This window comes from Methylobacterium terricola, assembly GCF_006151805.1.
In the GTDB taxonomy this organism is placed as follows: Bacteria; Pseudomonadota; Alphaproteobacteria; order Rhizobiales; family Beijerinckiaceae; genus Methylobacterium; species Methylobacterium terricola.
Genome location: NZ_VDDA01000001.1, coordinates 750,095 through 775,724 on the forward strand (window position 1 = coordinate 750,095; position 25,630 = coordinate 775,724).

Here is a 25,630-nt window from a genome sequence, read left to right on the forward strand (position 1 = left end):
GCGGGGAATCGGGCTCCTGCGCAGGGGCGGACGTACGGGTGGCGCCTCTTAATCCCAAGCCCCCGCGGACGAAAACCCGCCGGGATGGGGCGGGGGAGGGCCGTTCCCCGCCGTTGCTTTCGAGTCGTCGGTGGCTATAGTCCGCGCGCTTTTGCAAGGCCGGCGGGGACCCGCCCGGCCCGTTTTCGCCTTGTTCGGGAGACCTCGAGAGTGATCACGCCCGCCTTCGCGCAGGGAGCCGGGATGTCCGGCGGCACGGACATCCTCGTGCAGGTCGTCCCCTTCATCCTGATCTTCGTGATCATGTACTTCCTGATCCTGCGCCCGCAGCAGCGCCGCGCCAAGGAGCACCAGGACATGATCAAGAACGTGCGCCGCGGCGATTCCGTGGTGACCACCGGCGGCATCGTCGGCCGGGTCACCAAGGTGACCGAGGCGCCGGAGATCGAGGTCGAGATCGCCCCGAACGTCAACGTCAAGGTGGTCCGCACCATGATCGCCGAGGTCCGGGCCAAGGGCGAGCCGGTCAAGGCCGCCTGAGACCGACCCGGACGCAGGGGCAGGCCCGGACGGATGCGCCGGGCCGCCCTATCTGACACACATTCGAGACCGGTTGGGACGCCGCGGATGCTCCGTATCTCCACCACGAAGGCCGTCGCGACGCTCGCCGTGATCCTCATCGGCCTGACGCTCGCCGTGCCGAGCTTCTTCACGGCCGATCAGCGTAAGAACTTCATCGCCTCGCTGCCGTCCTGGTTCCCGACCTGGATCGTGCCGACCCGCGCCATCGTGCTCGGCCTCGACCTCCAGGGCGGTTCGCAGATCGTGCTGGAGGTCGACCGCAACGACCTCGGCCGCACCATGGCGCAGGGCTTGCGCGACGACGTGCGCCAGGCGCTGCGCGAGACCGGCGTACAGGCCGATGGCGGCATCCAGCTGCTGCCGCGCGGCGTGCAGCTGCGCGTCGGCGACGCCGCCAACCGCGCCAAGGTGCTGCCGAAGCTGCAGGCGCTGTCGCAGCCCGTCACCGACGCCACCCTCGGCCAGACCGGCGCCCGCACCCTCGACGTGCGCGAGGAGCCGAACGGCCTGATCCAGCTCACCTATACGGATGCGGGCTTCAACGCCCGGACGCGCCGGGCGGTGCAGCAGGCGATCGAGGTCGTGCGCCGCCGCATCGACGTGACCGGCACCACCGAGCCGTCGATCCAGCAGCAGGGCACCGACCGGATCCTGGTCCAGCTTCCCGGCGTGCAGGATCCGCAGCGCATCGAGACGCTCCTGCAGGGGACTGCGAAGCTCGAGTTCCGCCTGCTCGCCGACAGCCCGGCCGGTGATGTCGACATGCTGCCGTCCAAGGACGCCAACGGCCAGAAGGTGCCGGTGGAGCGCCGCGTGCTCGCCGACGGCTCGGACCTGACCGATGCCCAGCCGGGCTTCGACCAGAAGTCGAACGAGCCGATCGTCAACTTCAAGTTCAACCTGCGCGGCGCGCAACGGTTCGGCCAGGCGACGAGCGAGAATGTCGGCCGCGCCCTGGCGATCGTCCTCGACAACGAGGTGGTGTCGGCGCCCCGCATCCTGCAGCCGATCACCGGCGGCCAGGGCCAGATCTCGGGCCGGTTCACGGTGCAGCAGGCCAACGACCTCTCGATCCTGCTGCGCGCCGGCGCGCTGCCGGCGAAGCTCACCATCATCGAGCGCCGCACCGTCGGCCCGGGCCTCGGCCGCGACTCGATCGAGGCGGGCAAGAACGCCACCATCGTGGCGACGATCCTCGTCGTCGTGCTGATGTTCGCGGCCTACGGCGTGTTCGGCCTCTTCGCCAACATCGCGCTCCTCGTCCACGTGGGCCTGATCCTCGGCCTGATGTCGGTGCTGGAAGCCACCATGACGCTGCCGGGCATCGCCGGGATCGTGCTCACCATCGGCACCGCGGTCGACTCGAACGTGCTGATCTACGAGCGCGTGCGGGAGGAGGTGCGGGCCGGCCGCTCGATCCCCTCGGCGCTCCAGGCCGGCTTCGACCGCGCCTTCGCCACCATCGTCGACTCGAACTCCACCATGGCGATTGCCGCGGTGATCCTGTTCTTCCTCGGCTCGGGCCCGGTGAAGGGTTTCGCGGTCGTCTTCATCCTCGGCATCCTGACCACGGTCATCACCGCCGTGACCCTGACCCGGATGATGATCGCCCTGTGGTACCAGCGCCTGCGGCCCAAGACCCTGCCGATCTGATCTGTCGAGCGGGCGGCGCGAGGCCGCCCGCATCCGCGCTGCGCCCGGCGAGGGCGCGCCGACACACCCTTTCCGAGACCGACGATGCGCCTCCTCCGCCTCTGGCCCGACGAATCCCACTTCGACTTCATGCGCCTGCGGCGCTTCAGCTTCCCGCTCTCGGCGTTCATCTCGGTCGCCACGGTGGTGCTGTTCCTGCAGATCGGCCTGAATTTCGGCATCGACTTCAAGGGCGGCACCCTGGTCGAGCTGCGGCCGAAGCCCGGGGTGACGTCCGATGTCGGCGCCGTGCGCCACACCGCCAACGATTTCGGCTTCGGCGAGACCGAGGTGCAGGAGCTCGGCCAGGGCTCGATCTCGGTCCGCTTCCCGCTCCAGGCTGGCGGCGAGACCGGGCAGACCCTGGTGATGCAGAAGGCGCACGCGGCCTTCGACAAGGATTACGCCTTCGACCGGGTCGAGACCGTCGGCCCCCGCGTCTCGGGCGAGCTGGTCCAGTCCGGCACGATCGGCGTCGTGCTCTCGGTCGTGGCGGTGCTGCTCTACCTGTGGTTCCGGTTCGAGCGTGAACTGGCGCTCGGCGCCATTGTCGGCACCCTGCACGACATCGTCATCACCGTCGGCCTGTTCGTGATCACCCGGATCGAGTTCAACATGACCTCGATCGCCGCGATCCTGACGATCGTCGGGTACTCGCTCAACGAGACGGTGGTGGTGTTCGACCGCACGCGCGAGCTGATGCGGCGCTACAAGACCATGCCGACGGAAGAGCTGCTCAACCTGTCGATCAACTCGACGATGTCGCGCACCGTGATGACCGCGATGTCGACCGCCCTGTCGCTGCTCGCGCTGGTCCTGTTCGGCGGCGAGGCGATCAAGGGCTTCTCCGTGGTGATGCTGGCCGGCGTGGTGATCTGCACCTACTCGGCGATCTTCGTCTCGACCCCGTTCCTGATCTATATCGGCCTCCAGGCCGGCGGCACCCGCGTGCAGCCGCGGGACACGTCCAGCCTGAAGCAGGCGGCCGAGTAGTGGCGGGCGAGACGGACGGCACCAGGGGGCGGCTCCACGACGGCTTCGTCCCGGGCCGCTACCCGATCGACGCCTATGGCGGCGGCGGTTTCCGCTTCGCCGAGATGTCGCATCGCGGCTCGATCCTGGCGCTGCCCTCCGGCGTCCGGGCCTGGGACGTGACCGCGCCGGACGGCATCACGGCGGCCAGCCTCAGCCCCCTGCTGGCCGAGGCCGGCGCGGTCGACCTGCTATTGCTCGGCACAGGCGCCGACATCGTGTTCGTGCCGGATTCCCTGCGTCAGCATCTCAAGGCCGCCGGCATCGGCCTCGACGTGATGCAGACCGGCGCGGCGGCGCGGACCTACAACATCCTGATGGCCGAGAACCGCAAGGTCGCGGCCGCCCTGATCGCGGTACCCTGAGAAGCGTCATGAGCGAGGCCGAGACGCGGGACCCGGCCTGGGCCTACGCCCATTGCGAGGCCCTGGTGCGGGCGGGCGACCCGGACCGCTGGTACGCCAGCCTCTACGCCCCGGCGGACAAGCGCCCGCACCTGCACGCGCTCGCCGCCTTCAGCCTGGAAGTGGCGCGGGTGCGCGAGGCCGTGTCGAGCCCGATGCCGGGGGAACTCCGCCTGCAATGGTGGCGCGACGCGCTCCAGGGTGAGGCGAGGGGCGATGTGCGCGCCCATCCGGTCGCGGCTGCCCTCGACGATACGCTGGTCAAGGCGCGCCTGCCGCGCCAGCCCCTGGTCGACCTGATCGATGCCCGGGTGTTCGACCTCTACGACGACCCGATGCCGTCGACCGGGGACTTGGAGGGCTATTGCGGCGAGACCGCCTCCTGCCTGATCCGCCTCGGCAGCCTGATCCTGGCGAACGGCTCCGAACCCGGCGGTGCCGCGGCCGCCGGCCATGCCGGCGTCGCTTACGCGGTGACGGGGCTCCTGCGGGCGCTGCCCTGGCATGCCCGCAGCGGCCAGGTCTACCTGCCGGCCGACGTGCTCAAGACGCACGGCGTCACCCGCGAGGACATCGTCGCCGGGCGCGGCGGCCCGGGGCTGCTCGGCGCCTGCGCCGACATGCGGGCGCTGGTACGCCGTCACCTCGCGGCCTACGCAACCGAGCGGGCAACGGTGGCCACCGTGGCGGCCCCTGCCTTCCTCCCGGTCGCGATGGTCGAGGGTTACCTCGCGCAGATGGAGCGGCCGGGCTACGATCCGCTGACCAGCGTGACCGACATGCCGAACTGGCGCCGGATCTGGCGGCTGTGGCGATCGGCGCGGTCGGTCACGTGAACCGTGCCTCTCGCACCCGCTGACGCCTCTCGGCGTCATCCTGGGCACCGCCGCGCGGCCCCGGGATGACGGGGAGGGGGTGAGGACAGGAGGGCCAACCCTCCTGGCGGTCGTGCCGGCCGCGACCTACTCTGCCGCCTCGGCCGGCAGCGGCGCCGGTGCCTCGCCGAGCCATGCCCCGAGATCCTCTCGCGCCCGGTCGGTCATCGCCCGCTTCTTCGCCTGCGCCTTCTCGGGGCCGCGCAGGCGCTTGCCGTCGGGAGCCTTCGGGGCCCGGTCGAGGGGCGGGAACAGGCCGAAATTGACGTTCATCGGCTGGAACGAGCGCGGCGTGCCGGCATCCTCGGCCGAGACGTGCCCGCCGGTGATGTGGCCGATGAGGGCGCCGAGAGCGGTGGTGATCGGCAGCGGCTCCAAGGTGCGGCCCTGGCGCTCGGCGGCGGCGAAGCGGCCGGCCATCAGGCCGATCGCCGCGCTCTCGACGTAGCCCTCGCAGCCGGTGATCTGGCCGGCGAAGCGCAGGCGCGGCGCGGCCCTCAGGCGCAAGGTGGCGTCGAGGAGGCGCGGGCTGTCGAGATAGGTGTTGCGGTGCAGGCCGCCGAGGCGGGCGAACTCGGCATTCTCCAGGCCGGGAATCGTCCGGAAGACCCGCACCTGCTCGGCATGGCGCAGCTTCGTCTGGAAGCCGACCATGTTGTAGAGCGTGCCGAGGGCGTTGTCCTGGCGCAGCTGGACAATGGCGTAGGCCTTCACCGTCGGGTTGTGCGGGTTGGTCAGGCCGAACGGCTTCATCGGCCCGTGGCGCAGGGTCTCGGGGCCGCGTTCGGCCATCACCTCGATCGGCAGGCAGCCGTCGAAATAGGGGGTCGAGGCCTCCCATTCCTTGAACGAGGTCTTCTCGCCCTCGATCAGCGCGGCGATGAAGGCGGCGTATTGCTCGCGGTCGAGCGGGCAGTTGATGTAATCGGCGCCGGTGCCGCCCGGGCCGACCTTGTCGTAGCGGGACTGGAACCAGGCCTTGCCCATGTCGATCGAGTCGCGGTGCACGATCGGCGCGATGGCGTCGAAGAAGGCGAGCGATTCGGCGCCGGTGAGGCCGCGGATGCCCTCGGCGAGGCCCGGCGCGGTGAGCGGGCCGGTCGCCAGGATCACGCTGTCCCAGGCGGCAGGCGGCAGGCCGTCGATCTCCTCACGGACGATCGTGACGTTCGGATGCGCCTCGAGCGCGGCCGTCACCGCCCGGCTGAACCCCTCGCGGTCGACCGCGAGCGCGCCGCCGGCCGGCACCTGGTTGCCGTCGCCGCAGCGCATGATCAGCGAGCCGAGGCGGCGCATCTCCTGGTGCAGCAGCCCGACGGCGTTGAGCTGCGCGTCGTCGGAGCGGAAGGAGTTCGAGCAGACGAGCTCGGCCAGGTCCTGCGTCTGGTGCGCGTCGGTGCCGCGCAGGGGCCGCATCTCGTGCAGCACCACGGGCAGGCCGGCCTCGGCGATCTGCCAGGCGGCCTCGGAGCCGGCGAGGCCGCCGCCGACGACGTGAATGGGGTCTGATCCGGACATGACGCGGCATATCGGATCGGGCGCCGCGGATGCAACACCAACGCGGCGCTGCGGGGCTGCCACGGGCGCAGCGCAAGGCCCGGACAAGCGAACGCCCGCCGGAAGGGGCGGGCGCGCGAGACGATGAATGGCCGAACCGGCCTTTGATCGACGGGAGGGTACTCGGTACGCGGGTACGTGGTCCTGTGTGGACGCTTACGCGACCGAGCGGGCGATGCCCTGGATCTCGAAGCGGCTGATGCCGAGATCGTCGAGCTCGCGGTCGGACAGACGCGACAGCTCGTGCACGGTCTCGCGGTAGCGGAGGTAGGAGCGGATCTTGCTGAGGATGAGGGAGACGAACATCGGATTTGACCTCTGGACGGGCAGGTGGTGCGAACCGTTTCGGCACCGGCTGCCTGTCTCTGTTGCAACGCACCATATGGGAAACCGCTGCCCCTGAGGGAGACGGAGTCGCGTAAGCCAGCCATGCACGATTCACATGCAGCGCGCAGGGAATCGTCAACCAACCCCTGTGCCCGCGGATTTGGCAGCACTCTGGCGCATGAAACGCAGCGATTTCGGGCATTTAGGCACTATGCTGCAAACGCGAAGGGCGGCGTGTCGAGGGATCGCCGAGGGCTGCCGGACGTGGGTGGAGCGCAGGCACGCAGCAGCCGGTGATGAAACAGTGTGCATTGCGGCGAAGCGCCCGCGCCTGGACGGAGGATCGGTCGGCGCGGGAGGCAAGTGGACAACGCCGCCTTCCTCGATGCTGCTGGCGCCGCCCTCGCGAGTGGCCCCTCGGCATTCGGCCAAGGCCGCGGCTTTCCCTTCGGACGCACGGTAAGGGAGACGATCCGTCCTCGAGATCGACGCGGGATCCCTGGTCGTGGCGATGCCGAGCTTGCCCGGTATCGCCGCACGATGAGGAGGAGGGGGGGAGGCGCCCGTCCCGTCCCTCGGACGGTGCTGCACCCGCGGGGAGAGGCGATCGCTCGCGCGTCGCCGGCTTCAGACGGCCTGACGCGACCGGGGATCGGAGGGATGCACCCGATGCAGGCCTTGCGGCCCGGCGCTCAATGCAGCCGCGGCGCCACCAGGAATCGCGACCGATCCGCCGAGACCACCGGGATGCTCAAGGTCCGCCCGTCGCGATGCACGGTCAGCGGCACGGTGATGCCGGCCGGCCCGAGCGCCCAGACGGCGCGCAGGAAGCCCGCGAGGTCGCCGATCTCGGTCTCGCCCACCGCCATCAGGATGTCGCCGGCGCGCAGGTCGGCGGTCTCGGCCGGCGCGAGCGGGGAGAGACCCATCACCACGACCTGGTCGTCCATCTCGGTCGCGTAGAGGCCGAGCCAGGGACGGGGCGGACCCGACACGCGGCCGAGGGTGGTCAGGTCGTGGAGGATCGGCTTCAGCAGGTCGATCGGCACCGCCATGTTGATGGCGCGGTTGTCGCGCCCGCCCTGCTGCAATTGCAGCGAGCCGATGCCGGTGAGCTCGCCGGCCGGGCCGATCAGCGCGGCCCCGCCCCAATGCGGGTGCGACGGCGCGGTGAAGATCGCGTCGTCGAGCAGGTATTCCCAGTAGCCCGCGAATTCCTGCCGGGCCACCACCTCGGCGGCGACGGCGCGGTGGCGTCCGCCTGCACCGGCCATCACCAGCCGGTCGCCGACGCGCAAGCCGTCGGCACTGCCGAGGGGAAGATGCGGCAGGTCGAGGCGGCCGAGCGCCTGGACCAGGCCGAAACCGGTCACGGCGTCGTAGCCGACGACATGGCCCGGCGCGGTGCGCCCGTCATGGGCGGTGAGCCAGACGCTCTCGGCCTCGGTGATGAGGTAGCCGATGGTGAGAACCAGGCCGTCCTCGCCGATGACCACGCCGTTGCCGGCCCGCTCGGTCCCCAAGATCTCGGCCGTGTAGGCACCGTCGGGCACCCGCGACGACAGGGCGACCACCGCGGTGAGGGTCTGGTCGAGGTCGTAGGAATAGGCGGAGGGGCGGGGCTGCACCGCGGAGGGGATCTTCCAGTCGCCGGGCGCCGCCATGATGGTCTCCTGCCGGGGCCTCGCGCCCCGTGCCACGTCTCGTCCGGCGGGGATCGTCGGCCCCGCCCGCTCGCTGCGTTATAGGTCGCGGAGGCGGGCCCGACAGGCAGTGCGGCCCAAAGGGCACGCTGTCCAGCACGAAGACCGGCCAGTCTTCGAGACCGACCGGCCATAAAGAAAGCCCGGCTCGGGGAGCCGGGCGGAGAAGAGAGGTCTCGAGATGTGTATCGTGCGCTCAGTACTTGCGCACGAGGGGAACCGGAGCCGGCTCGGCCGCCGCCGCGACGGTGTAGAGCGGAGCGATGACGCGGAACCAGCCCTCGGTCGAGTAGGCCTCGCGGTTGGTCGCCAGGCCGGTGACCGGCGAGATCTGGCGGGCCGAGGTGGCGACGTCGCGGGCGATCCAGGCCTGAACCGAGAACTTGCCGAAATCGTAGCCGACGAGGCCGCCGAGGGCGAAGCGGCCGCCGCCCCCGCCCACCACCGTGCCGCAGGTGGCGAAGTTGCCGTTGCACGGCGCCGCTTGGGGCAGCTGGCCGCGATTCGGCAGGTTGGTCGTGCCGTAGCCGATGGCGCCGATCTCGAACTTGCCGAACTTCTTGGTCGCGGTCAGGTCGAGGTTGAGGGCGTCGGTCGGGAACTGGCTGCCGTAGAAGCCCGGGATGCCGTTGCGGCCGCCGAAGCGGGCCGGCGTGTCGTAGAAGTTGTAGGTGAGGTTGGCGGTGATGTTCCAGCCGTCACCGGTATAGCTGATGCCGAAGCCCTGGCGGTAGGTGTTGGACGCCAGGATCGGCAGGCCGCCGCCACGCCCGGCATTCAGCTCGTTCAGGTACACGCCGGCGAGGTAGCTGACGCCGACATTGTTGCCGAGATCCCAGGCGAAGATACCGCCGAGGAACGTCCCGACATTGATGCTGGTGTCGCGACCGCCGGCGGTCCGGGAGAAGGTGAACACGGTCGGCGGGGCGACCACGGCCTCGAAGCGGGCGCCGAGGACCTTCCACGGGGTCGACCAGACCAGAACCGGGACGTTGACCGCGGTGTCGGTCGAAGTGAGGTTCGGACCGTCGGGGCTGCGATAGGTGAAGGTGTTGATCGCGTAGACGCCTTCCGGCAGCGGCGCGCCGATGGCGAGGCCGACCTGCTCGCCCGGCACCGTCGTGGTCTGCGCGTAGGACACCGTCGCGGACGCGCACAGCGACAGGGCAGCCGCCCCCGCGGCCAGCCAATACTTGCCCATGAGTTTTCCTTCCCTAGCGTATTCAGGGCAGGAACTCGCACATTCCGCAATCCGATCGGCGCGTCGTCGTCGCGCGCTTCGACCGGACTGGAACGCGCCCGGCCCCCGCCCGACGACACAGTCTGAACAGCGACGATCGTCTTCCAAACGCGACCGGAATGCCAGCGCTTTGCTCGCTCGAGAGGCACACCACGCCGGGGCGTTGCGCAAATGACGCATTTTTGTCATGCAGCCGCCGCTTTGTACCTTGGTGGTACAAGCGGAGAAATCGGACGGAAAAACCCGGCTTGCTGCGCCGCACAGGTCGCTTTCGCCCCCGTGCGGTCAAGCTTCGTGGGTGTTTCCGGCCTGAAGCTACTCGGCGGCTTGCCGGCTCGCGGCCGTCTTGCGCGGGCGGACCGAGCCGGCGGCCGGCTTGGTCCCCGATTTGGCCCCGGACTTGCTCCCCGTCTTGGATGCCGGCCGCCGGGCCAGGACCTCGCGCAGGAAACGGCCGGTATGGCTCGCGTCCGAGGCGGCAATGTCCTCCGGCGTTCCTTGCGCCACGATGGTGCCGCCGCCGTCGCCGCCCTCGGGGCCCATGTCGATCACCCAGTCGGCGGTCTTGATGACCTCGAGGTTGTGCTCGATCACCACGACGCTGTTGCCCTGGTCGACCAGCTCGTGCAGCACCTCCATCAGCTTGGCGACGTCGTGGAAGTGCAGGCCGGTGGTCGGCTCGTCGAGGATGTACAGGGTGCGGCCGGTGGCGCGCTTCGACAGCTCCTTCGACAGCTTCACCCGCTGCGCCTCGCCGCCGGACAGGGTGGTGGCCTGCTGGCCGACGCGGACATAGCCGAGGCCGACCCGGGCCAGGGTCTCGAGCTTCTCGCGGATCGCCGGCACGGCCTTGAACAGCTCGGCCGCCTCCTCGACCGTCATGTCGAGCACGTCGGCGATCGAGCGCTCGCGGTACTTCACCTCCAGGGTCTCGCGGTCGTAGCGCTTGCCCTTGCAGACGTCGCAGGTGACGTAGACGTCCGGCAGGAAGTGCATCTCGATCTTGATGACGCCGTCGCCGGAGCAGGCCTCGCAGCGGCCGCCCTTGACGTTGAACGAGAACCGGCCGGGCTGGTAGCCGCGCGCCTTGGCCTCGGGCAGGCCGGCGAACCAGTCGCGGATCGGCGTGAAGGCGCCGATATAGGTCGCCGGGTTCGAGCGCGGCGTGCGGCCGATCGGCGACTGGTCGATGTCGATGACCTTGTCGAGATGCTCCAGCCCCTCGATGCGGTCGTGGGGGGCCGGGTGCTCCAGAGCGCCGTTGAGCTTGCGCGCCACCGCCTTGTAGAGCGTGTCGACGATCAGCGTCGACTTGCCGCCGCCCGACACCCCGGCGATGCAGGTGAAGGTGCCGAGCGGGATCTCGGCGGTCACGTCCTTCAGGTTGTTGCCCCGCGCGCCGACGAGGCGCAGCATCTGCGGCGCCGGGAGCCCGCCCTTGGTGGCGGCAGGCGTCGTCTTGGCCTTCCGGCGCATCTTCGGCACCCGCACCGACAGGGCGCCGGTGAGGTATTGCGCGGTGAGCGAGTTCGGATCGGCCAGGAGCTCGGACGGCGTGCCCTGCGCCACGATCTGCCCGCCATGGATGCCGGCGCCGGGGCCGACATCGACGACGTAATCGGCCTGGAGGATCGCGTCCTCGTCGTGCTCGACCACGATCACCGAGTTGCCGAGGTCGCGCAGGCGCTTCAGCGTGCCGAGCAGGCGCTCGTTGTCGCGCTGGTGCAGGCCGATCGAGGGCTCGTCGAGGACGTACAGAACGCCGGTCAGCCCCGAGCCGATCTGGGAGGCCAGCCGGATGCGCTGGCTCTCGCCGCCCGACAGCGAGCCCGAGCCGCGGGCGAGCGTCAGGTATTCGAGGCCGACATCGACCAGGAAGGTCAGCCGGTCGCGGATCTCCTTGAGGATGCGGACCGCGATCTCGTTCTGCTTCGGGGTGAGATGCTCCGGCAGCTCGCCGAACCAGCGATGGGCGTCGCGCACCGACAGAATCGTGGCGTCGCCGATGTCGGAGCCGGCGATCTTCACCGCCAGCGCCTCGGGCTTCAGCCGCTTGCCGCCGCAGGCCGAGCACGGCGTCTCGCCCATGAACCGGCCGATGTCTTCCCGCGCCGCGTCGCTGTCGGTCTCCTTGTAGCGCCGCTCCAGGTTCGGGATCACGCCCTCGAACGGCTTCGAGACCTCGTAGGCCCGCAGGCCGTCATTGTAGGCGAAGCGGATGTCGTCGCCGTCCGAGCCGTACAGCACGACCTGGCGCGCCGCCTCGGTGAGCTTGGCCCAGGGCGTGTCGGTGCGGAAGCGGTAATGCTTCGCCAGGGCCTCCAGGGTCTGGCCGTAATAGGGCGAGGTCGATTTCGCCCACGGCGCGATGGCGCCGCGCGACAGGCTCAGGGCCTCGTCGGCGATGACCAGCGTCGGGTCGATCCGCATCTCGTGGCCGATGCCGCCGCAGGTCGGGCAGGCACCGAACGGGTTGTTGAACGAGAACAGCCGGGGCTCGATCTCGGGGATCGTGAAGCCGGAGACCGGGCAGGCGAAGCGCGACGAGAAGGTGATCGGTTCCGGCGCCTCGCCCTCCTCGGGCCGATCGGCGAACGTGACGACCGCGATGCCGTCGGCGAGCTCCAGCGCCGTCTCGAACGAATCGGCCAGCCGCGAGGCCATGTCGGCCCGCACCACGATCCGGTCGACCACCACGTCGATGTCGTGCTTGAGCTTCTTGTCGAGCTTCGGCACGTCGTCGATGGCGTAGTACTCGCCGTCGATGCGCAGGCGCTGGAAGCCCTTCTTCTGGAACTCGGCGATCTCCTTGCGGTACTCGCCCTTGCGGCCGCGCACCACGGGGGCGAGCAGGTAGAGCCGGGTCTTCTCCGGCAGCGCCAGCACCCGGTCGACCATCTGGCTGACGGTCTGGCTCTCGATCGGCAGGCCGGTGGCCGGCGAGTAGGGGATGCCGACCCGCGCCCACAGGAGGCGCATGTAGTCGTAGATCTCCGTGACGGTACCGACCGTCGAGCGCGGGTTCTTCGAGGTGGTCTTCTGCTCGATCGAGATCGCCGGCGACAGCCCGTCGATCTGGTCGACGTCCGGCTTCGCCATCATCTCGAGGAACTGGCGCGCATAGGCCGAGAGCGATTCGACGTAGCGGCGCTGGCCCTCGGCATAGATGGTGTCGAACGCGAGCGACGACTTGCCCGATCCCGACAGCCCGGTGAACACCACCAGCTTGTCGCGCGGGATCGTCAGGTCGACGTTCTTCAGGTTGTGCTCGCGGGCGCCCCGCACCGCGATCACGCGGCCCTCCGCGGAACGGTCGAAGAGCTTGTCGAGAGAGGCCATGCAGGGAGGCTCCGAGCCGCCGCGGCGCGGCCAGGCTTGGTGGGACCGGGGACCGGCCGGGAGCCCGTGCTGCCGGGAACCCCGTCGACCGTACGGGTGACCAGATGGGGCCGGCCCTGCGGATAACCAGATGGGGCTCCCGGGCCAAGGCTCCGGGACAGTCTGCGTTAACGATTAGAACAAACTGCGTACAGCGGCAACCTCCCGCCTCGAACGCTCGCTCATGGCGGGACGCTGAACGCGAGGATACGGCTGATCTCGGTGAAATTGCGCCCCGTCTCCGTGGACCAGTGATTGAACGCGCGCTGGACCAGAGCCAGATCGCGCGCTCCGCTCGGGGGACGCGTGAGGACGCCCTCGCGGGTGAGGGCTGCGACGACATCCTTGGTGGTGATGAAGGTCGGCTTGCCGATCGCCCGCAGGACGCGCATCCCTGTATCGCCACCGAGATGACGACCGCGCTCCTTGAAGAGCCGCAGCAAGCCGACGAGGTCGCTCTCGGGCCGGTCGGCGACGAACCGGGCCGCCGAGCCATGCTCCCGGGCCAGCGCCAGGAGAAACGCCGCGTTGACGGGAATCGCGGCGATCTTGGCGCGATTGCGGACGATGTCCGGATTCGCGGCCAGGCCCGTGATGCGGTCATCGGTCAGCGCCGCACAGGCACGGGGATCGAATGTCGCGAACGCGGCCTCGAAGGACGACCATTTCGCAGCGACGACCGTCGCGGAGAAGCCCGCACTGAAGATGCGCCGCGTCATCTCCGCCAGGATGCGGTGATCCGGAAGGTTGGCGAGGTGGTCGCGCGACAGCGGCTGAACCTGGCCGATCCTCTCCTCCAGAATGGCGTCGCCCCCCTTGAGCGCCGCCGCATCGGCCAAGATCGCCGAGAAGGGGCGCATCACCGCGACTCGCCGCTAAACCAGTGCTCGCACCAGTCCTGCCGCATGACCGGCTGAAACTCCGTGAAGGTGAACCGGGCGACGCCGTTGACGTAAAAGGGCTCCGCCTCGAATAAGCTCTCGAGGTCGGCCCGCGTTTCGGCCCGCGCGACAAGGTACCCGCCGACGGGTGGATCCTTCGGCCCGGAGCACAGGAGCCCCCCTCGATCATAGCCTTGCCTCAGGATTTCGCGATGACGCGCGACCCAGGGAAGGATGGCATCGAACGGAACGAGGTACGTCGCCTCGATGATGAAATGCTTCATCCGACTCCTCCCGAATGGAGAATTCGGTCCACCGCGAGGGTGGTCATTGAGGCTGACAGCGCGACGCGGACCGTTTCGACAGGGCCCCAGCGACCTGTCAGCCGTGGCAAAGCCCGGCCTCGATGTGGTGCGAACCGGTCGGTCACATGTCAACGCAGGAGGAACTGGATGAAGCGCTCCCCGAGCGGCCGGGAACAGGGGCCGTCATCGCCGCGGGCCCGCGACAAGGTCTTTGCGGTCGCAACCGACCGGTTCTATCGTGAGGGCATTCGCTCAGTCGGCGTCGAATCCATCGTCAAGGACGCCGGGGTCACCAAGATCAGCCTCTACCGGAACTTTCCGTCGAAAGACGATCTTGTTCTTGCCTATCTACAAGACTTGCCTATCTACAAGAGCGGGGTCGGCGTTTCATCGAGCACTGGGATGCGACGTTCGACCAGTATGACGATCCGGATCAGAAATTGCGGGCCATCATGACCTTCCTGGTCGAGCGCACGACGGGGTCAGGTTATCGGGGATGCCCCTTCATCAATTTCTGCGCCGAGTTCGCCGACACGGACCATCCCGGGCGACAGGTGGCGCGGGACACGAAAGCGGTTCTACGGGAGCGCTTCCGCCGTCTCGCCGAAGCGCTGCAGGTGCATGATCCGCGCTTGTTAGCCGATGGCCTGATGCTCCTCGTCGAGGGCGCCTATGCGATCAGCCAGACTCACGGCGGCGGTGCCGACGGTATCGGACGGTCGCTGGTCTGGGCTGCCGAGGCGCTCGTCGCGCAGCAGCGGCTCCGACCGCAAGGGACTGACGCTTGATCGACGCCGAAGCGGACCTGCATTGGCAGGCCCACGCGTCGTCCGTTCAGGTTCTTGTTCTCGTCGCAGATTTCGTCGGAAGACCGGTGGCCAGCTTTGCGATATCTGCTCGTTCTGCTGCCAGCGCCGTTCCACCCGGGCGAAGGATGGATCGGGCCGCGCGACGAACGGCGTCACAGGCTCAAGGGAGCGTTGTCGATCACCTCCTTCATGACGAAGAAGGTCCGGGTCTGGCGAACCTCCGGCAGGGCGATCAGGGTCTCGCTGTGCAGCCGGTTGAAGTCGGCGATGTCGGAGACGCGGATCTTGAGGAAGTAGTCGAAATCGCCGGCGACGAGGTGGCAGTCGAGCACTTTCGGCATGGCGAGCGCCGCCGCCTCGAAGGCGGAAAAGCTCTCGGGGGTCGAGCGGTCGAGGACCACGCCGACCAGAACCAGCGAGCCGCGCCCGACCTTGTCCGGTGCCACCACGCCGCGCACGCCGCGCAAATACCCCTCGTCGAACAGCCGCTGGGTGCGGCGGTGGCAGGTCGCCGGGCTGGTGTTGACGCGTTTCGCCAGCTCGGCATTGCCGATCCGTCCATCCTCTTGCAGCGCCCGAAGAATTTTCAGGTCGATGCGGTCGAGCCCGGCAGCCATGAGAGATCCTTCCATTCGGAGGCCCTGATATGGTTCCCTCTAACACATCGGCCGCGCCTTCACGCGCGAGAACGGTCGAAGATCGCCTGATTTCGGGAGCACCTTCCATCGATCCCCTGGTAGCTTGGAACCGGCTTCCACACAGGACCCCGGCGATGATTCCTTCGATGCTGTCGCAGTTCGAGCGCTACCCCCTGACCTTCGGGCCGACCCCGATCGAGCACCTGCCGCGGCTGACCGCGCATCTCGGCGGCGAGGTCGAGATCTACGCCAAGCGCGAGGACTGCAATTCGGGCTTGGCCTACGGCGGCAACAAGCTGCGCAAGCTCGAATACATCGTGCCGGACGCGATTGCCTCGAACGCCGACACCCTGGTGTCGATCGGCGGCGTGCAATCGAACCACACCCGCATGGTGGCGGCGGTGGCGGCCAAGATCGGCATGAAGTGCCGGGTGATCCAGGAAGCCTGGGTGCCGCACGAGGACGCGGTCTACGACCGGGTCGGCAACATCATGCTGACGCGGATCATGGGTGCGGAGTCGCAGCTCGTGGACGAGGGCTTCGACATCGGTATCCGCGACAGCTGGAAGCAGGCGATCGAGGACGTGAAGGCCAAGGGCGGCAAGCCCTACGCGATCCCGGCCGGCGCCTCCGTGCACAAGTTCGGCGGCCTCGGTTATGTCGGCTTCGCCGAAGAGGTGCGCAAGCAGGAAGCCGAGATGGGCCTCCGCTTCGACTACATCGTGGTCTGCACCGTCACCGGCTCGACCCATGCCGGCATGGTGGTCGGCTTCAAGCCCGACGGCCGGGCCGCCAACGTGATCGGCATCGACGCCTCCTGCACCCCGGCCCAGACCCGGGCGCAGGTGCTCGAGATCGCCCGCAACACCTCCGCCCTGGTCGGTGCCGGCGAGATCACCGAGGACGACGTGGTCATCAAGGAGGATTACGCCTATCCGGTCTACGGCGTGCCGTCGAAGGAGACGGTCGAGGCGATCCGTCTCGCGGCCCGGCTCGAGGCGATGATCACCGACCCGGTCTACGAGGGCAAGTCGATGCAGGGTATGATCGACCTCGTGCAGAAGGGCTTCTTCCCGAAGGGCTCGAAGGTGCTCTACGCCCATCTCGGCGGCGCGCCGGCCCTGAACGGCTACAGCTACACGTTCCGCAACGGGTGAGGGGAGGTGGCGCGGTCGGCGGCCGACGGTTGCCCCGAACGCGCCACGGATCTGCCACCCGCTCCGTCATCCCGGGTTCTCGTCTGTGCCGAGCCCCGGGATGACGCGAAGTGCTTCAGTCTCGTGGCGAGAAACGCCCGACGGAAAAGGAAGAAGCCCGGCCGCTCGTCGCGGGCCGGGCTTCGTCGTCGTCAACTCCGCGCCGTCACTTGTCGGTGCACAAGCCCGCCGCCGAGAGCCGGCGATGATGCCGCGGGTCGCAATCGGTGGCCAGGAACGAGGCCCATTCGGCCTGCGTGCCGTAGAAGGCGTTGCGGTCGACGTCGCCGCGCACGCCCGGCACCCGGCCGGTCGAGGTGAACTGCCACAGCATCCAGTCGCGGTTGGCGTAGCGCTGCTCCGGCTCGGCGGCGGTGGAGCGGACCCAGTGCGGGTAATCCGGCAGCTCGCCCTCCAGCACGTCCTTGTGGAAGGTGATGTCGGTGTAGATGATCGGCCGCTTGCCGGTATAGGCCTCCATCTCCCGCAGCATGTACTCGGTCATGGCCAGGGCCTGGGCCTTCGGCAGCTTCTTCGGGCAGAGCTGCGAATGGCCGTTCCACTCGACGTCGAGGACCGGGGGGAGGGCGGTCGGGTCGTTGGGGACGTTGCGCTTGAACCAGTCCATCTGGTCCTTGGCCGAGCGGCACCAGAACACGAAGTGGTAGGCGCCCCGCGGCACCCCGGCGCGGCCGGCGCCGTCCCAGTTCTCGCGGAAGCGCTCGTCGACGTGGTCGCCGCCCTCGGTCGCCTTGATGTAGGCGAACTGGGTGCCGGCGCCCCTGACCGAGGTCCAGTCGATCGGGCCCTGCCACTTCGAGACGTCGATGCCCTGGATCGGGTGGTTCTTGGCCTTGGCGACGCCCGGATGGGGCTTCACGTCCCCCTTGGTCGGGTAGAAATCGGCCCCGCCACCGGCGCAGGCCGCGAGCGCGGCGAGGCTCGCCGCCGCCAGCAGGCGCTTGCCCCAGCGGAGCCCGTGCGATGCGACGGAGGACCAGGGGGCGGAGGGGATCATCGACTCCATCGGCATCGGGGCGCGACCTGACTTGACGCGGAACACTATGGCTATTCGATGCGGTGGGGCCGGTTAATGGAAGCTTGACGGGATCTGAACGGAATTCCGAAACGCGTGGCGCGAAAGCCACGTAGTCCCCGCCCGCGGCTCGCGCGGGCCTCGTCCATCGGGCATAAGCCCCGGCCGGATCTGCGATTTGTCGGGACGGCGCATGGCCAAGGTTCTGTTTACCATCGGGTACGAAGGCACCGATTCCGAGCGCTTCATCGCGGCTTTGCGCGATGCCGGCGTGGCGACGCTCGCCGATGTGCGGGCGGTGGCGGCCTCGCGCAAGCGCGGCTTCTCGAAGAGCGCGCTCGCCGCCGGCCTGACCGAGGCCGGGATCGCCTATGCGCACTTACGCGCGCTCGGCACGCCGAAGGCCGGCCGCGAGGCGGCCCGCGCCCACGATGCCGGGCTGATGCGGCGGATCTACTGCGAGGAGGTACTGGAGACCGGGGCAGGGGAGGCCGGCCTCGACGCGTTGGCGGCGCTGGCCGCGGACGGGCCGACCTGCCTGCTCTGTTTCGAGCGCGACCCGGAGCGCTGCCATCGGCGCATCCTGAGCGAGCGGCTGGCGGGGAGGGGGTTTGCGGTGACGGACCTGTTCGCGTGAGGCGTAACGACCTGAGATGCCGCCCGGTCGGCCTCGACCAGCCGATCGCCAAGCCTCATCATCGCCGTCCCTCCCGTTGATTCCGCCCGTCCGATGACCGTGCCGTGACGCTCCTCCGCTCGCCGACGGCCCGCGCCGCCGCCGCCCTCTCCCTGACGCAGATCATCGGCTGGGGCGCTACCTTCTGGTTGCCGGCGGTCACAGGCCCAGCCATGGCCGCCGATCTGGGCCTGGCGCTGCCGCTGGTCATGGCGGGGCCGACGATCATGCTCGTCGTCATGGCCATGGGTTCCTGGCCGCTCGGAACCATCTTCGAGCGCTGCGGCGCACGCCCGGTCATGATCCTGGGATCGCTGCTCGGCGCGGCCGGCCTCGTCGCCTTGAGCGTGGCCGAAGGCCTGCCGCTCTACATCGTGTCGTGGATCGTCATCGGGCTGGCCGGCGCCGGAATGCTGACCACGCCGGCGCAGGTCGCCGTGGCCGAGATTGCTGGCGAGGAGTCACGTCAGGCGCTCGGCGTGCTGGTCCTGGCCGGCGGCCTGACCTCGGCGATCGTCTGGCCGGTCTCGGGGGTGCTCGAGGCGCAATGGGGCTGGCGCGCGACGACGCTGGCCTACGGCCTTCTCATGCTGCTCGTCTGCGTGCCGCTGCACTGGGCCATCCTCGCGCGGCGGCCGCGGATGCGAGCCGGTCCGGAAGCCAGCGCCCCCGTCGCCATCGACCGCGGGTGCTTCATCCTCCTCGCCCTGAGCTTCGCGGCGAACGGCCTCTTCACCTGGGGGTTCGCCCTCACCTTCATCATCCTGTTCGAGGCGGCGGGCCTCGACCATGCCGAGGCGCTGACGGCGGCGTCCTTCATCGGCCTCGCCCAATGGGCGGGACGCCTGATCGATGTTCTGGGCGGCCGGCGCTGGTCGGGCTTCGCCCTCGGCCTGACCGCCTACGCGCTGTTCCCGGTGAGCTTCGTCGTGCTGCTGCTGATCCGCGGCCTGCCCGGCACCATGCTGTTTGCCACGCTCTACGGTGTCGCCAGCGGGATCAACGCGATCACCCGCGCAACCCTACCGCTGCAGATCTTCCCCGTCGGCGCCTATGCCCGGGCCGCGTCGCGCCTGACGGTTCCCCTCAACCTCTCCTTCGCGGTTGCGCCGCCGATCTTCGCCGCACTCGTGACGCGGGCCGGTCCCCACGCCGCCCTATGGTTGGCCCTGGCGATCTCGCTTGTCGCCCTGGGCCTGTTCTCGAGCCTGCGGCTGCTGCACGGGCGCGGAGAGCATGGGCTGTCGGCGCGGGGGTGACACGAGAGAACAACGGTGATGATCCGGGCGACGGCGTAAGCGGGTCATTCCCGGGCCGCAGGGGCGATCAGCTGACTAACCCTCGCCCACCCGCGGCAGCGGCGCTTCACCCGGCAGCGCCTTGAGCCAGCCCGACCGCCCCCGCCGCACCGGCGGGCCCTCCGCATGCGCCCGCTCGATATTGCCGTAGAACTGGTCGGCACTCGCCGCCCAGGTGTAGCGCAGGGCCTCCGCGCGGCAGTCCGCCCGGGGAATCGCCAGCGCCGCGCGGGCGGCCGCGCCGAGATCGCGGTCGAGAACCCCGACGCGCGTGCCGCCGATCACGTCGAGCGGGCCGGTGACCGGATAGGCCGCGACGGCCAAGCCGCTCGCCAGCGCCTCGAGCAGCACGATGCCGAAGGTGTCGGTCAGGCTCGGGAACACGAAGACGTCGGAGGCGGCGTAGATCCGGGCGAGCGCCTCGCCGGTCAGCGTGCCGAGGAAGCGGGCCTCGGGGCTGAGGCCGGCGAGGCGCGCCCGGTCCGGCCCGTCGCCGACGACGAGCTTGGTGCCGGGCAGATCGAGACGCAGGAACGCCTCGACGTTCTTCTCGACCGCGAGCCGCCCGACGAACAGGAAGAACGGCCGCGGCAGGCCGGCAAGCGCATCCGGGGGGGCGTCGCCGTCGCGGGGGCGGAAGAGGTCGGTATCGACGCCGCGGGTCCAGCGCATCAGTCGCGCGAAGCCGCGCCCGGCGAGGTCGCGCTCGAGCGACGGCGTGCTCACCATCGTGCCGCTCGCGGCGCCATGGAAGCGGCGCAGCCAAGCATAGCTCCAGCGCTCCGGCACCGGCAGGCGGGCGGCGAGGTATTCGGGGAAGCGGGTATGGTAGCTCGTGGTGAACGGGCGCCCCTGCGCCAGGCAGACCCGGCGCGTGGCGAGCCCGATCGGCCCCTCGGTGGCGATGTGGACGTGCGTGGGATCGAGCGCCGGGAAACGGGCCGCGACGCCGCGGGCGGTGACCAGGGACAGCCGGATCTCGGGATAGCCCGGCAGGGGCAGGCTGGCGAAGTCCAACGGCGTCAGCATCACCGGGTCGTGGCCGCCCCGGCGCCCCGCCGCGACCATGTGCTCCAGCGAGCGGACGACGCCGTTGACCTGGGGATGCCAGGCATCGGTCGCGACGAGGAGCCTCACGCGACCGCCCTGGTGCCGGCGGCGGGCAAGGGCGCGCGGGCGGCGGGCGCGAGTTCCTCGACCGGGACGACCGGGCGCGGCCGGACGGCCAGCGGCTGCGACGCCTCGGTCTCGGCGCGGCTCCACTCGGCGAAGCGGATCACCTCCATCGTGCCGTCGTAATGCTCGACCACCGCGGTGCAGGATTCGACCCAGTCGCCGGTGTTGAGATAGTGCAGGCCGTCGACCATGCGGCTCGCCGCGTGATGGATATGCCCGCAGATCACCCCGTCGGCCTCGGCCCGTCGCGCCTCGGCGATCAGGAATTCCTCGAAGCGGCCGATGAAGTTGACGGCGTTCTTGACCTTCAGCTTGGCCCAGGCCGACAGCGACCAGTATGTCAGGCCGAGCCGGCGCCGCACCCAGTTGAGGTGGGTGTTGACGAACAGCGCCGCCGTGTAGGCGCCGTCGCCGAGAAGCGCCAACCAGCGGGCATGGCGCACCACGAGGTCGAACTGGTCGCCGTGGATGACGAGGTAGCGCTTGCCGTCCGCCGCCTCGTGCAGCACCTGATCCTGGATCTCGATGCCGCCGAAATGCATGTCGAGGAAGTCGCGCAGGAACTCGTCGTGGTTGCCCGGCACGTAGACGAGCCGGGAGCCTTTCCGCACCTTCCGCAGAAGCTTCTGCACCACGTCGTTGTGCGATTGCGGCCAGTACCAGCCCGAGCGCAGCTTCCAGCCGTCGACGATGTCGCCGACCAGGTAGATCTCGTCGGCATCCACCTCCCGCAGGAAGTCGAGCAGCAAATCGGCCTGGCACCCCTTGGTCCCGAGATGGAGATCCGAGAGGAACAGGGTTCGCACGCGAAGCGCGTCGGCGTCCTCGGCCACGTGCATTCTCCTTGGCGGCGTCTCGCGCCAGCCAAACCCCATTCGCGTATCACTTTGATGACGCGGGCCCGGATCAGGGATGCTCGGCCGCGGAGGCAGGCCCGGATTCGTTGGGGAAGACTTAAGATCCACCATGCGGATCGCGCAGGTCAGCCGCCCGGCCCGCCCTCTACCTCGGCCGTGACGATTCGTGGTTCTGACACGGCGCCCCGCCGCGCTGTCCGCGGCCGCGCATCGTCCCCCGCGACCGTCAGAAAAGCGCCCCGCCCATGGCAGCCCCCCTCGTCGTCCCCGGCCGTTCGGTCACTGGATCTGGCGCGTCGGGCCGCGCGGCCGCCCGGCCCTATCTCGGCATCGGGCTCAAGGTTCTCTCGGCGCTCGCCTTCACGCTGATGTCGGCCGGCGTGAAGACCCTGGCCGACCGGTTCCCGACCGGCGAGATCGTGTTCTTCCGCTGCTTCATCGCCATCGCGCCGCTGCTCCTGTGGCTGCGCTGGCAGGGCGGCGTGATCGACGCCGTGCGCACGCAGAACCTCCGGGGCCACGTGCTGCGCAGCATCATCGGCGCCTGCGGGATGTTCGCGGGCTTCGCCGGCTTGTCCTTCCTGCCGCTCTCGGACGCCGTCGCGATCGGCTACGCCTCGCCGATCCTCGTCGTGGTGCTGGCGGCGATCGTGTTGGGCGAGCGGGTCCAGGCCTATCGCTGGGCCGGGGTCAGCGTCGGCTTCCTCGGCGTGCTGATCACCCTGGCGCCTCACCTCGAGTTCGGGGGATCGAACGGCGGCGGGAGCACCGGCGCGCTGTTCGCCATCCTGGCGGCGGCCTGCTCGGCGGCGGCCACGATCCAGGTGCGCAAGCTCACCGGCACCGAGCGCACCGGCGCCATCGTGCTCTACTTCTTCCTGTTCACCTCTCTTCTCGGCCTCTCGACCCTGGCGCTCGGCTGGCGGATGCCGGGCTGGGGCGACCTCGCCCTGTTTCTCGTCGTCGGCGTGCTCGGCGGCATCGGCCAGATCCTGCTCACCGAGAGCTACCGCCACGGCGACGCCTCGCTGGTCGCCCCCTTCGAATACACCACCATGCTGTGGTCGGTGCTGATCGGCTGGTTCGTGTTCGGCCAGCTGCCGACCGCCTCGATCGCGATCGGCGGCGGCATCGTGGCGGCGGCGGGCGTGTTCGTGGTGTGGCGCGAGCGGCGCCTGGTGGTGGAGCGGGCGCGCGAGGCCGCGGCGGGCGGGGCGCGGGCGGGCTGACGCGGAACCGTTGACGCCCCGGCGCGCTCGCCCTTACTCCGGGGGGCGACACGACCGGCCCGCGGCTGCGGGCCCAGCAGGGAAGCGCCCGATGCCCGCACGCCTCCACCCGCGCAACGCGGGAGCCCACCCGTGACTCCTGGCGGCGGCCACGCGACCGTGCCGGTGGACCTGCGGCTCTACGGCCTCCTCGATGTCGGGGTCTGCGGCGGCGATGCCGAGCATCTCGCCCGGATGGCGGCGGAGGCCGCCGCCGGCGGCTGCACCCTGCTGCAGTACCGCGAGAAGACGATCGCCAACGCCCGCGCGACCGTGGCGCGCCTGCGCCGGATCCACGAGGCGCTCGCGGGAACCGGCGTGCCGCTCCTGATGAACGACCGGGTCGACCTGGCGCTCGCCGCCGGCCTCGAGGGCGTGCATCTCGGCCAGGAGGACATGCACCCGGCCGATGCGCGGCACCTGCTCGGCCGCGACGCGATCATCGGGCTCACCGTCAAGAGCGCCGCCCAGGCCGACGAGCTCTACCGCCTGCCGGTCGACTACGCCTGCATCGGCGGGGTGTTCGCTACCACCAGCAAGAACAACCCGGACCCGCCGGTCGGGCTCGACGGGCTCAATCGCATCGTGTTCCGGGCCCGGCTCGCCCGGGGCGCCGGCCTGCCGGTCGGGGCGATCGCCGGGATCGACCGCAGCAACGCCGCGGCGACGATCGGCGCCGGGGCGGACGGAGTTGCGCTGATCTCGGCCCTGTTCGGCACCGGCCGCGACGTCGAGGCGCGGGCGCGCGACCTGCGCGGGGTCGTCGACGGGGCGCTGGCCGCGAGGGGCGCGGCATGATCGGAGACCGGACATGATCGCCGTCACGGTCGCGGGCTCGGATTCCGGCGGCGGCGCCGGCATCCAGGCCGATCTCAAGACCTTCTCGGCCCTCGGCGTCTATGGCGCCAGCGTGATCACCGCCCTCACCGCCCAGAACACCCGCGGCGTGCAGGCGATCCACGACGTCGAGCCGGATTTCGTCGCGCGCCAGATCGAGAGCGTGTTCACCGACCTCGACGTGCGGGCGGTGAAGATCGGCATGCTCTCGCGCGCCTCGACGATCTCTGCCGTGGCCGAGGGGCTCGCCCGCCACGGCGCCGGGCTGCCCGTGGTGCTCGACCCGGTGATGGTGGCGACGAGCGGCGACCGGCTGCTCGCCGACGACGCCGTCGAGGCGTTGCGCCAGAAGCTCCTGCCCCACGCCTCCGTGCTGACCCCGAACCTGCCGGAAGCCGCGGTGCTACTCGGGGAGGGGATCGCCGCGGATGAGGCGGCGATGCTCGACCAGGGACGGCGCCTCCTGGCGCTCGGGCCCCGGGCGGTGCTGATGAAGGGCGGCCACGCCGCCGGCCCCGAGAGCGTCGATCTGCTGGTCGGGCCGGGCGAGGCGACGTTGCGGCTGACCGGCCCGCGGATCGAGACCCGCAACACCCACGGCACCGGCTGCACCCTTTCGGCGGCCCTCGCCGCCGGGCTCGCCCGCGGTCGGGCTTTGCCGGAGGCGGCGCGCGACGCCAAGGCCTACCTGAGCGCCGCGCTCGCCGCCTCGGACCGGATCCGGATCGGCCACGGCCACGGCCCGGTGCACCACTTCCACGCCTGGTGGATCTGACGCGCCATCCCGTCGGAATCGGCTCGCGCGGCCGCATGAACCCTTGCGCGCATCCCGCGATTGCGTTTGATGGAGCGTACGGGCGTTCGGAATGCGGAACGCCCGGCAGCGATCCAGCGGGGTTCAAGGGCGGGCGATGGGCGTCGAGCGGGGGCGGGAGCGCACCAAGGACCTGGTGACCGGGGCGCAGGTGTTGTCGGGGCAACTCGGCAAGACCATTCAGCGCCTGCGCAAGGCCTACAACCTGTCGCTCTCGGAACTGGCCGAGCAGTCCGGCGTCGCGAAGTCGATCATCAGCCAGATCGAGCGCAACGAGACCAACCCGACCCTGGCGACGATCTGGCGCCTGAGCCAGGCCCTCGACGTGTCGATCGAGCGGGTGCTCGCCACCGGCGACGAGGAGCCGTTCATCGAGAAGTCGTCGCGGGCCGACACGCCGATCCTGGTCTCGGACGACGGCCGCATGCGGCTCGCGATCATCGGCTGGATCAAGACCGTCGAGTGGCTGCAATGGTACGACCTCTCGGCCGATCCCGGCGGCGTGCTCGATTCCGACGCCCACCAGCGCGGCTCGGTCGAGTGCCTGTCGGTCACCGAGGGCGAGTTCGAGGTCGACGTGGCCGGCGCGGTGCAGCGGGCCCGGGCCGGCGAGACCCTGCGCTACCGCTGCGACCGCCCGCACACCGTTCGCTGCGTCAGCGACAATACCGGCCGCGCCATCATGGTGGTGATCATGAAGGCGGCGGTGATGGAGTGATACCGCCGCGCCGTCGAACGGATTGGTTCGACGGTGCAAGGCAAGCCCGAACGGGCGCCGGCGCCGATGCGCCGGACGCCTTGGCATCGACGCGTCGATGCCAAGGCGCGAGGGGATGAGGGACGGCGTCGAGAGCCACGGGGTCGCCGCGATCTCCGCATTCTCGTCTTGCCGGGGCCGCACGGCGGATCCCAGGATCGATAGCTGAAGGCTCCGGGTGACGCGGGCCGCGATGCGACGCGTCGTGCGTCATCGGCGGTTTTGGATCGCGGGTCCTCGCCTTCGGCGAGTTCCAGGATTGCGCTCACGCCTGCGTCGACGTGGTCGGTGC

Annotated in this window: 25 protein-coding genes; 14 read left to right on the plus strand and 11 right to left on the minus strand. The window is 69.9% G+C overall.

All coding sequences use genetic code 11. From position 1 onward, the window contains the following. Positions 1-210 precede the first annotated feature (210 nt). From yajC to FF100_RS03325, 5 genes are all read left to right on the plus strand, one after another. Entirely contained in the window at positions 211-540 is a 330-nt protein-coding gene (gene yajC, locus FF100_RS03305) for a preprotein translocase subunit YajC (protein ID WP_139034109.1), read from the plus strand. 87 nt (positions 541-627) lie between these two features. Next, complete coding sequence (gene secD, locus FF100_RS03310) at positions 628-2,235, plus strand: protein translocase subunit SecD (RefSeq protein ID WP_139034110.1); 1,608 nt, start codon at positions 628-630, stop codon at positions 2,233-2,235. An 84-nt stretch (positions 2,236-2,319) separates the two neighbouring features. Continuing rightward, positions 2,320-3,267 carry a protein translocase subunit SecF gene (secF, locus tag FF100_RS03315; RefSeq protein WP_139034111.1) on the plus strand — a complete coding sequence of 316 codons (948 nt, stop codon included), beginning with the start codon at positions 2,320-2,322 and terminating at the stop codon, positions 3,265-3,267. Continuing rightward, on the plus strand, positions 3,267-3,671 hold the full coding sequence (locus tag FF100_RS03320; RefSeq protein ID WP_139034112.1) for an Mth938-like domain-containing protein: 405 nt from the start codon (positions 3,267-3,269) through the stop codon (positions 3,669-3,671). The genes secF and FF100_RS03320 overlap by 1 nt, the downstream gene beginning before the upstream one ends. 8 nt (positions 3,672-3,679) lie before the next feature. Next, positions 3,680-4,546: a phytoene/squalene synthase family protein gene (locus FF100_RS03325; protein WP_139034113.1), complete on the plus strand. Its 867-nt coding sequence runs from the start codon at positions 3,680-3,682 to the stop codon at positions 4,544-4,546. A gap of 126 nt (positions 4,547-4,672) precedes the next feature. On the opposite strand, the gene trmFO is transcribed toward FF100_RS03325, so the two are convergent. The 7 genes from trmFO to FF100_RS03360 form a co-directional block, all read right to left on the minus strand. Next, positions 4,673-6,103, minus strand: a complete 1,431-nt coding sequence (gene trmFO, locus FF100_RS03330; protein ID WP_139034114.1) for a methylenetetrahydrofolate--tRNA-(uracil(54)-C(5))-methyltransferase (FADH(2)-oxidizing) TrmFO — start codon at positions 6,101-6,103, stop codon at positions 4,673-4,675. Between the two features lie 195 nt (positions 6,104-6,298). Further along, a complete protein-coding gene (locus FF100_RS03335; RefSeq protein ID WP_082173034.1) occupies positions 6,299-6,448 on the minus strand; it encodes a DUF1127 domain-containing protein in 150 nt (49 codons plus the stop codon). Between the two features lie 713 nt (positions 6,449-7,161). Then, a complete protein-coding gene (locus FF100_RS03340) occupies positions 7,162-8,133 on the minus strand; it encodes a S1C family serine protease (RefSeq protein ID WP_139034115.1) in 972 nt (323 codons plus the stop codon). Between the two features lie 235 nt (positions 8,134-8,368). Further along, on the minus strand, positions 8,369-9,373 hold the full coding sequence (locus tag FF100_RS03345) for a transporter family protein (protein WP_139034116.1): 1,005 nt from the start codon (positions 9,371-9,373) through the stop codon (positions 8,369-8,371). Between the two features lie 354 nt (positions 9,374-9,727). After that, positions 9,728-12,751: an excinuclease ABC subunit UvrA gene (gene uvrA / locus FF100_RS03350; protein ID WP_139034117.1), complete on the minus strand. Its 3,024-nt coding sequence runs from the start codon at positions 12,749-12,751 to the stop codon at positions 9,728-9,730. 221 nt (positions 12,752-12,972) lie between these two features. Then, positions 12,973-13,650: a DNA-3-methyladenine glycosylase I gene (locus FF100_RS03355; RefSeq protein ID WP_205824744.1), complete on the minus strand. Its 678-nt coding sequence runs from the start codon at positions 13,648-13,650 to the stop codon at positions 12,973-12,975. After that, a complete protein-coding gene (locus FF100_RS03360; protein ID WP_139034119.1) occupies positions 13,650-13,955 on the minus strand; it encodes a YciI family protein in 306 nt (101 codons plus the stop codon). The genes FF100_RS03355 and FF100_RS03360 overlap by 1 nt, the downstream gene beginning before the upstream one ends. Positions 13,956-14,123: 168 nt before the next feature. On the opposite strand from FF100_RS03360, the gene FF100_RS36870 reads away from it, so the two are divergent. Next, positions 14,124-14,432 (plus strand): TetR/AcrR family transcriptional regulator, encoded by a 309-nt coding sequence (locus tag FF100_RS36870; RefSeq protein ID WP_171070022.1) that lies wholly within the window; start codon positions 14,124-14,126, stop codon positions 14,430-14,432. Further along, positions 14,429-14,764 carry a hypothetical protein gene (locus FF100_RS03370; RefSeq protein ID WP_139034121.1) on the plus strand — a complete coding sequence of 112 codons (336 nt, stop codon included), beginning with the start codon at positions 14,429-14,431 and terminating at the stop codon, positions 14,762-14,764. Before FF100_RS36870 ends, FF100_RS03370 begins: the two co-directional genes overlap by 4 nt. 173 nt (positions 14,765-14,937) lie before the next feature. Here the strand turns inward: FF100_RS03370 and FF100_RS03375 are convergent, their stop codons facing one another. After that, a complete protein-coding gene (locus tag FF100_RS03375) occupies positions 14,938-15,402 on the minus strand; it encodes an Lrp/AsnC family transcriptional regulator (RefSeq protein ID WP_139034122.1) in 465 nt (154 codons plus the stop codon). A gap of 167 nt (positions 15,403-15,569) precedes the next feature. Here FF100_RS03375 and FF100_RS03380 point away from each other — a divergent pair, with 167 nt between their 5' ends. Beyond that, complete coding sequence (locus tag FF100_RS03380; RefSeq protein ID WP_139034301.1) at positions 15,570-16,580, plus strand: 1-aminocyclopropane-1-carboxylate deaminase; 1,011 nt, start codon at positions 15,570-15,572, stop codon at positions 16,578-16,580. 205 nt (positions 16,581-16,785) lie between these two features. Here FF100_RS03380 and FF100_RS03385 read toward each other — a convergent pair whose 3' ends face one another. After that, positions 16,786-17,637 carry a glycoside hydrolase family 25 protein gene (locus FF100_RS03385; RefSeq protein WP_425463277.1) on the minus strand — a complete coding sequence of 284 codons (852 nt, stop codon included), beginning with the start codon at positions 17,635-17,637 and terminating at the stop codon, positions 16,786-16,788. Positions 17,638-17,848: 211 nt separating this feature from the next. On the opposite strand from FF100_RS03385, the gene FF100_RS03390 reads away from it, so the two are divergent. Both FF100_RS03390 and FF100_RS03395 read left to right on the plus strand, forming a co-directional pair. Next, positions 17,849-18,292: a DUF488 domain-containing protein gene (locus FF100_RS03390; protein ID WP_139034124.1), complete on the plus strand. Its 444-nt coding sequence runs from the start codon at positions 17,849-17,851 to the stop codon at positions 18,290-18,292. A 104-nt stretch (positions 18,293-18,396) separates the two neighbouring features. Then, the gene (locus tag FF100_RS03395; RefSeq protein ID WP_139034125.1) at positions 18,397-19,590 is read left to right on the plus strand and encodes an MFS transporter; all 1,194 of its coding nucleotides are present in this window, start codon (positions 18,397-18,399) and stop codon (positions 19,588-19,590) included. A 75-nt stretch (positions 19,591-19,665) separates the two neighbouring features. On the opposite strand, the gene FF100_RS03400 is transcribed toward FF100_RS03395, so the two are convergent. Both FF100_RS03400 and FF100_RS03405 read right to left on the minus strand, forming a co-directional pair. Beyond that, positions 19,666-20,766, minus strand: a complete 1,101-nt coding sequence (locus FF100_RS03400) for a glycosyltransferase family 4 protein (RefSeq protein ID WP_139034126.1) — start codon at positions 20,764-20,766, stop codon at positions 19,666-19,668. Further along, on the minus strand, positions 20,763-21,638 hold the full coding sequence (locus FF100_RS03405) for a UDP-2,3-diacylglucosamine diphosphatase (protein WP_139034127.1): 876 nt from the start codon (positions 21,636-21,638) through the stop codon (positions 20,763-20,765). The genes FF100_RS03400 and FF100_RS03405 overlap by 4 nt, the downstream gene beginning before the upstream one ends. Positions 21,639-21,907: 269 nt before the next feature. Here FF100_RS03405 and FF100_RS03410 point away from each other — a divergent pair, with 269 nt between their 5' ends. The 4 genes from FF100_RS03410 to FF100_RS03425 all read left to right on the plus strand — a co-directional run bounded on the left by FF100_RS03410 (position 21,908) and on the right by FF100_RS03425 (position 25,299). Next, positions 21,908-22,891 (plus strand): DMT family transporter, encoded by a 984-nt coding sequence (locus tag FF100_RS03410; protein ID WP_139034128.1) that lies wholly within the window; start codon positions 21,908-21,910, stop codon positions 22,889-22,891. Positions 22,892-23,023: 132 nt separating this feature from the next. After that, complete coding sequence (thiE, locus tag FF100_RS03415; RefSeq protein WP_139034129.1) at positions 23,024-23,728, plus strand: thiamine phosphate synthase; 705 nt, start codon at positions 23,024-23,026, stop codon at positions 23,726-23,728. A gap of 13 nt (positions 23,729-23,741) precedes the next feature. Beyond that, positions 23,742-24,542, plus strand: coding sequence for a bifunctional hydroxymethylpyrimidine kinase/phosphomethylpyrimidine kinase (gene thiD / locus FF100_RS03420; protein WP_139034130.1), 801 nt, complete (start codon positions 23,742-23,744; stop codon positions 24,540-24,542). Between the two features lie 136 nt (positions 24,543-24,678). Next, positions 24,679-25,299, plus strand: coding sequence for a helix-turn-helix domain-containing protein (locus FF100_RS03425; protein ID WP_139034131.1), 621 nt, complete (start codon positions 24,679-24,681; stop codon positions 25,297-25,299). The last annotated feature ends 331 nt before the right edge of the window (positions 25,300-25,630 follow it).

What these genes read in the sequence shown, in the direction of transcription:
- secD (WP_139034110.1), top strand. Translation starts at nt 628, where the DNA reads ATGCTCCGTATCTCCACCACGAAGGCCGTCGCGACGCTCGCCGTGATC.
- secF (WP_139034111.1), top strand. Translation starts at nt 2,320, where the DNA reads ATGCGCCTCCTCCGCCTCTGGCCCGACGAATCCCACTTCGACTTCATG.
- FF100_RS03325 (WP_139034113.1), top strand. Translation starts at nt 3,680, where the DNA reads ATGAGCGAGGCCGAGACGCGGGACCCGGCCTGGGCCTACGCCCATTGC.
- trmFO (WP_139034114.1), bottom strand. Translation starts at nt 6,103, where the DNA reads ATGTCCGGATCAGACCCCATTCACGTCGTCGGCGGCGGCCTCGCCGGC.
- FF100_RS03335 (WP_082173034.1), bottom strand. Translation starts at nt 6,448, where the DNA reads ATGTTCGTCTCCCTCATCCTCAGCAAGATCCGCTCCTACCTCCGCTAC.
- FF100_RS03340 (WP_139034115.1), bottom strand. Translation starts at nt 8,133, where the DNA reads ATGGCGGCGCCCGGCGACTGGAAGATCCCCTCCGCGGTGCAGCCCCGC.
- FF100_RS03345 (WP_139034116.1), bottom strand. Translation starts at nt 9,373, where the DNA reads ATGGGCAAGTATTGGCTGGCCGCGGGGGCGGCTGCCCTGTCGCTGTGC.
- uvrA (WP_139034117.1), bottom strand. Translation starts at nt 12,751, where the DNA reads ATGGCCTCTCTCGACAAGCTCTTCGACCGTTCCGCGGAGGGCCGCGTG.
- FF100_RS03355 (WP_205824744.1), bottom strand. Translation starts at nt 13,650, where the DNA reads ATGCGCCCCTTCTCGGCGATCTTGGCCGATGCGGCGGCGCTCAAGGGG.
- FF100_RS03360 (WP_139034119.1), bottom strand. Translation starts at nt 13,955, where the DNA reads ATGAAGCATTTCATCATCGAGGCGACGTACCTCGTTCCGTTCGATGCC.
- FF100_RS36870 (WP_171070022.1), top strand. Translation starts at nt 14,124, where the DNA reads ATGAAGCGCTCCCCGAGCGGCCGGGAACAGGGGCCGTCATCGCCGCGG.
- FF100_RS03370 (WP_139034121.1), top strand. Translation starts at nt 14,429, where the DNA reads ATGACCTTCCTGGTCGAGCGCACGACGGGGTCAGGTTATCGGGGATGC.
- FF100_RS03375 (WP_139034122.1), bottom strand. Translation starts at nt 15,402, where the DNA reads ATGGCTGCCGGGCTCGACCGCATCGACCTGAAAATTCTTCGGGCGCTG.
- FF100_RS03380 (WP_139034301.1), top strand. Translation starts at nt 15,570, where the DNA reads ATGCTGTCGCAGTTCGAGCGCTACCCCCTGACCTTCGGGCCGACCCCG.
- FF100_RS03385 (WP_425463277.1), bottom strand. Translation starts at nt 17,637, where the DNA reads ATGATCCCCTCCGCCCCCTGGTCCTCCGTCGCATCGCACGGGCTCCGC.
- FF100_RS03390 (WP_139034124.1), top strand. Translation starts at nt 17,849, where the DNA reads ATGGCCAAGGTTCTGTTTACCATCGGGTACGAAGGCACCGATTCCGAG.
- FF100_RS03410 (WP_139034128.1), top strand. Translation starts at nt 21,908, where the DNA reads ATGGCAGCCCCCCTCGTCGTCCCCGGCCGTTCGGTCACTGGATCTGGC.
- thiD (WP_139034130.1), top strand. Translation starts at nt 23,742, where the DNA reads ATGATCGCCGTCACGGTCGCGGGCTCGGATTCCGGCGGCGGCGCCGGC.
- FF100_RS03425 (WP_139034131.1), top strand. Translation starts at nt 24,679, where the DNA reads ATGGGCGTCGAGCGGGGGCGGGAGCGCACCAAGGACCTGGTGACCGGG.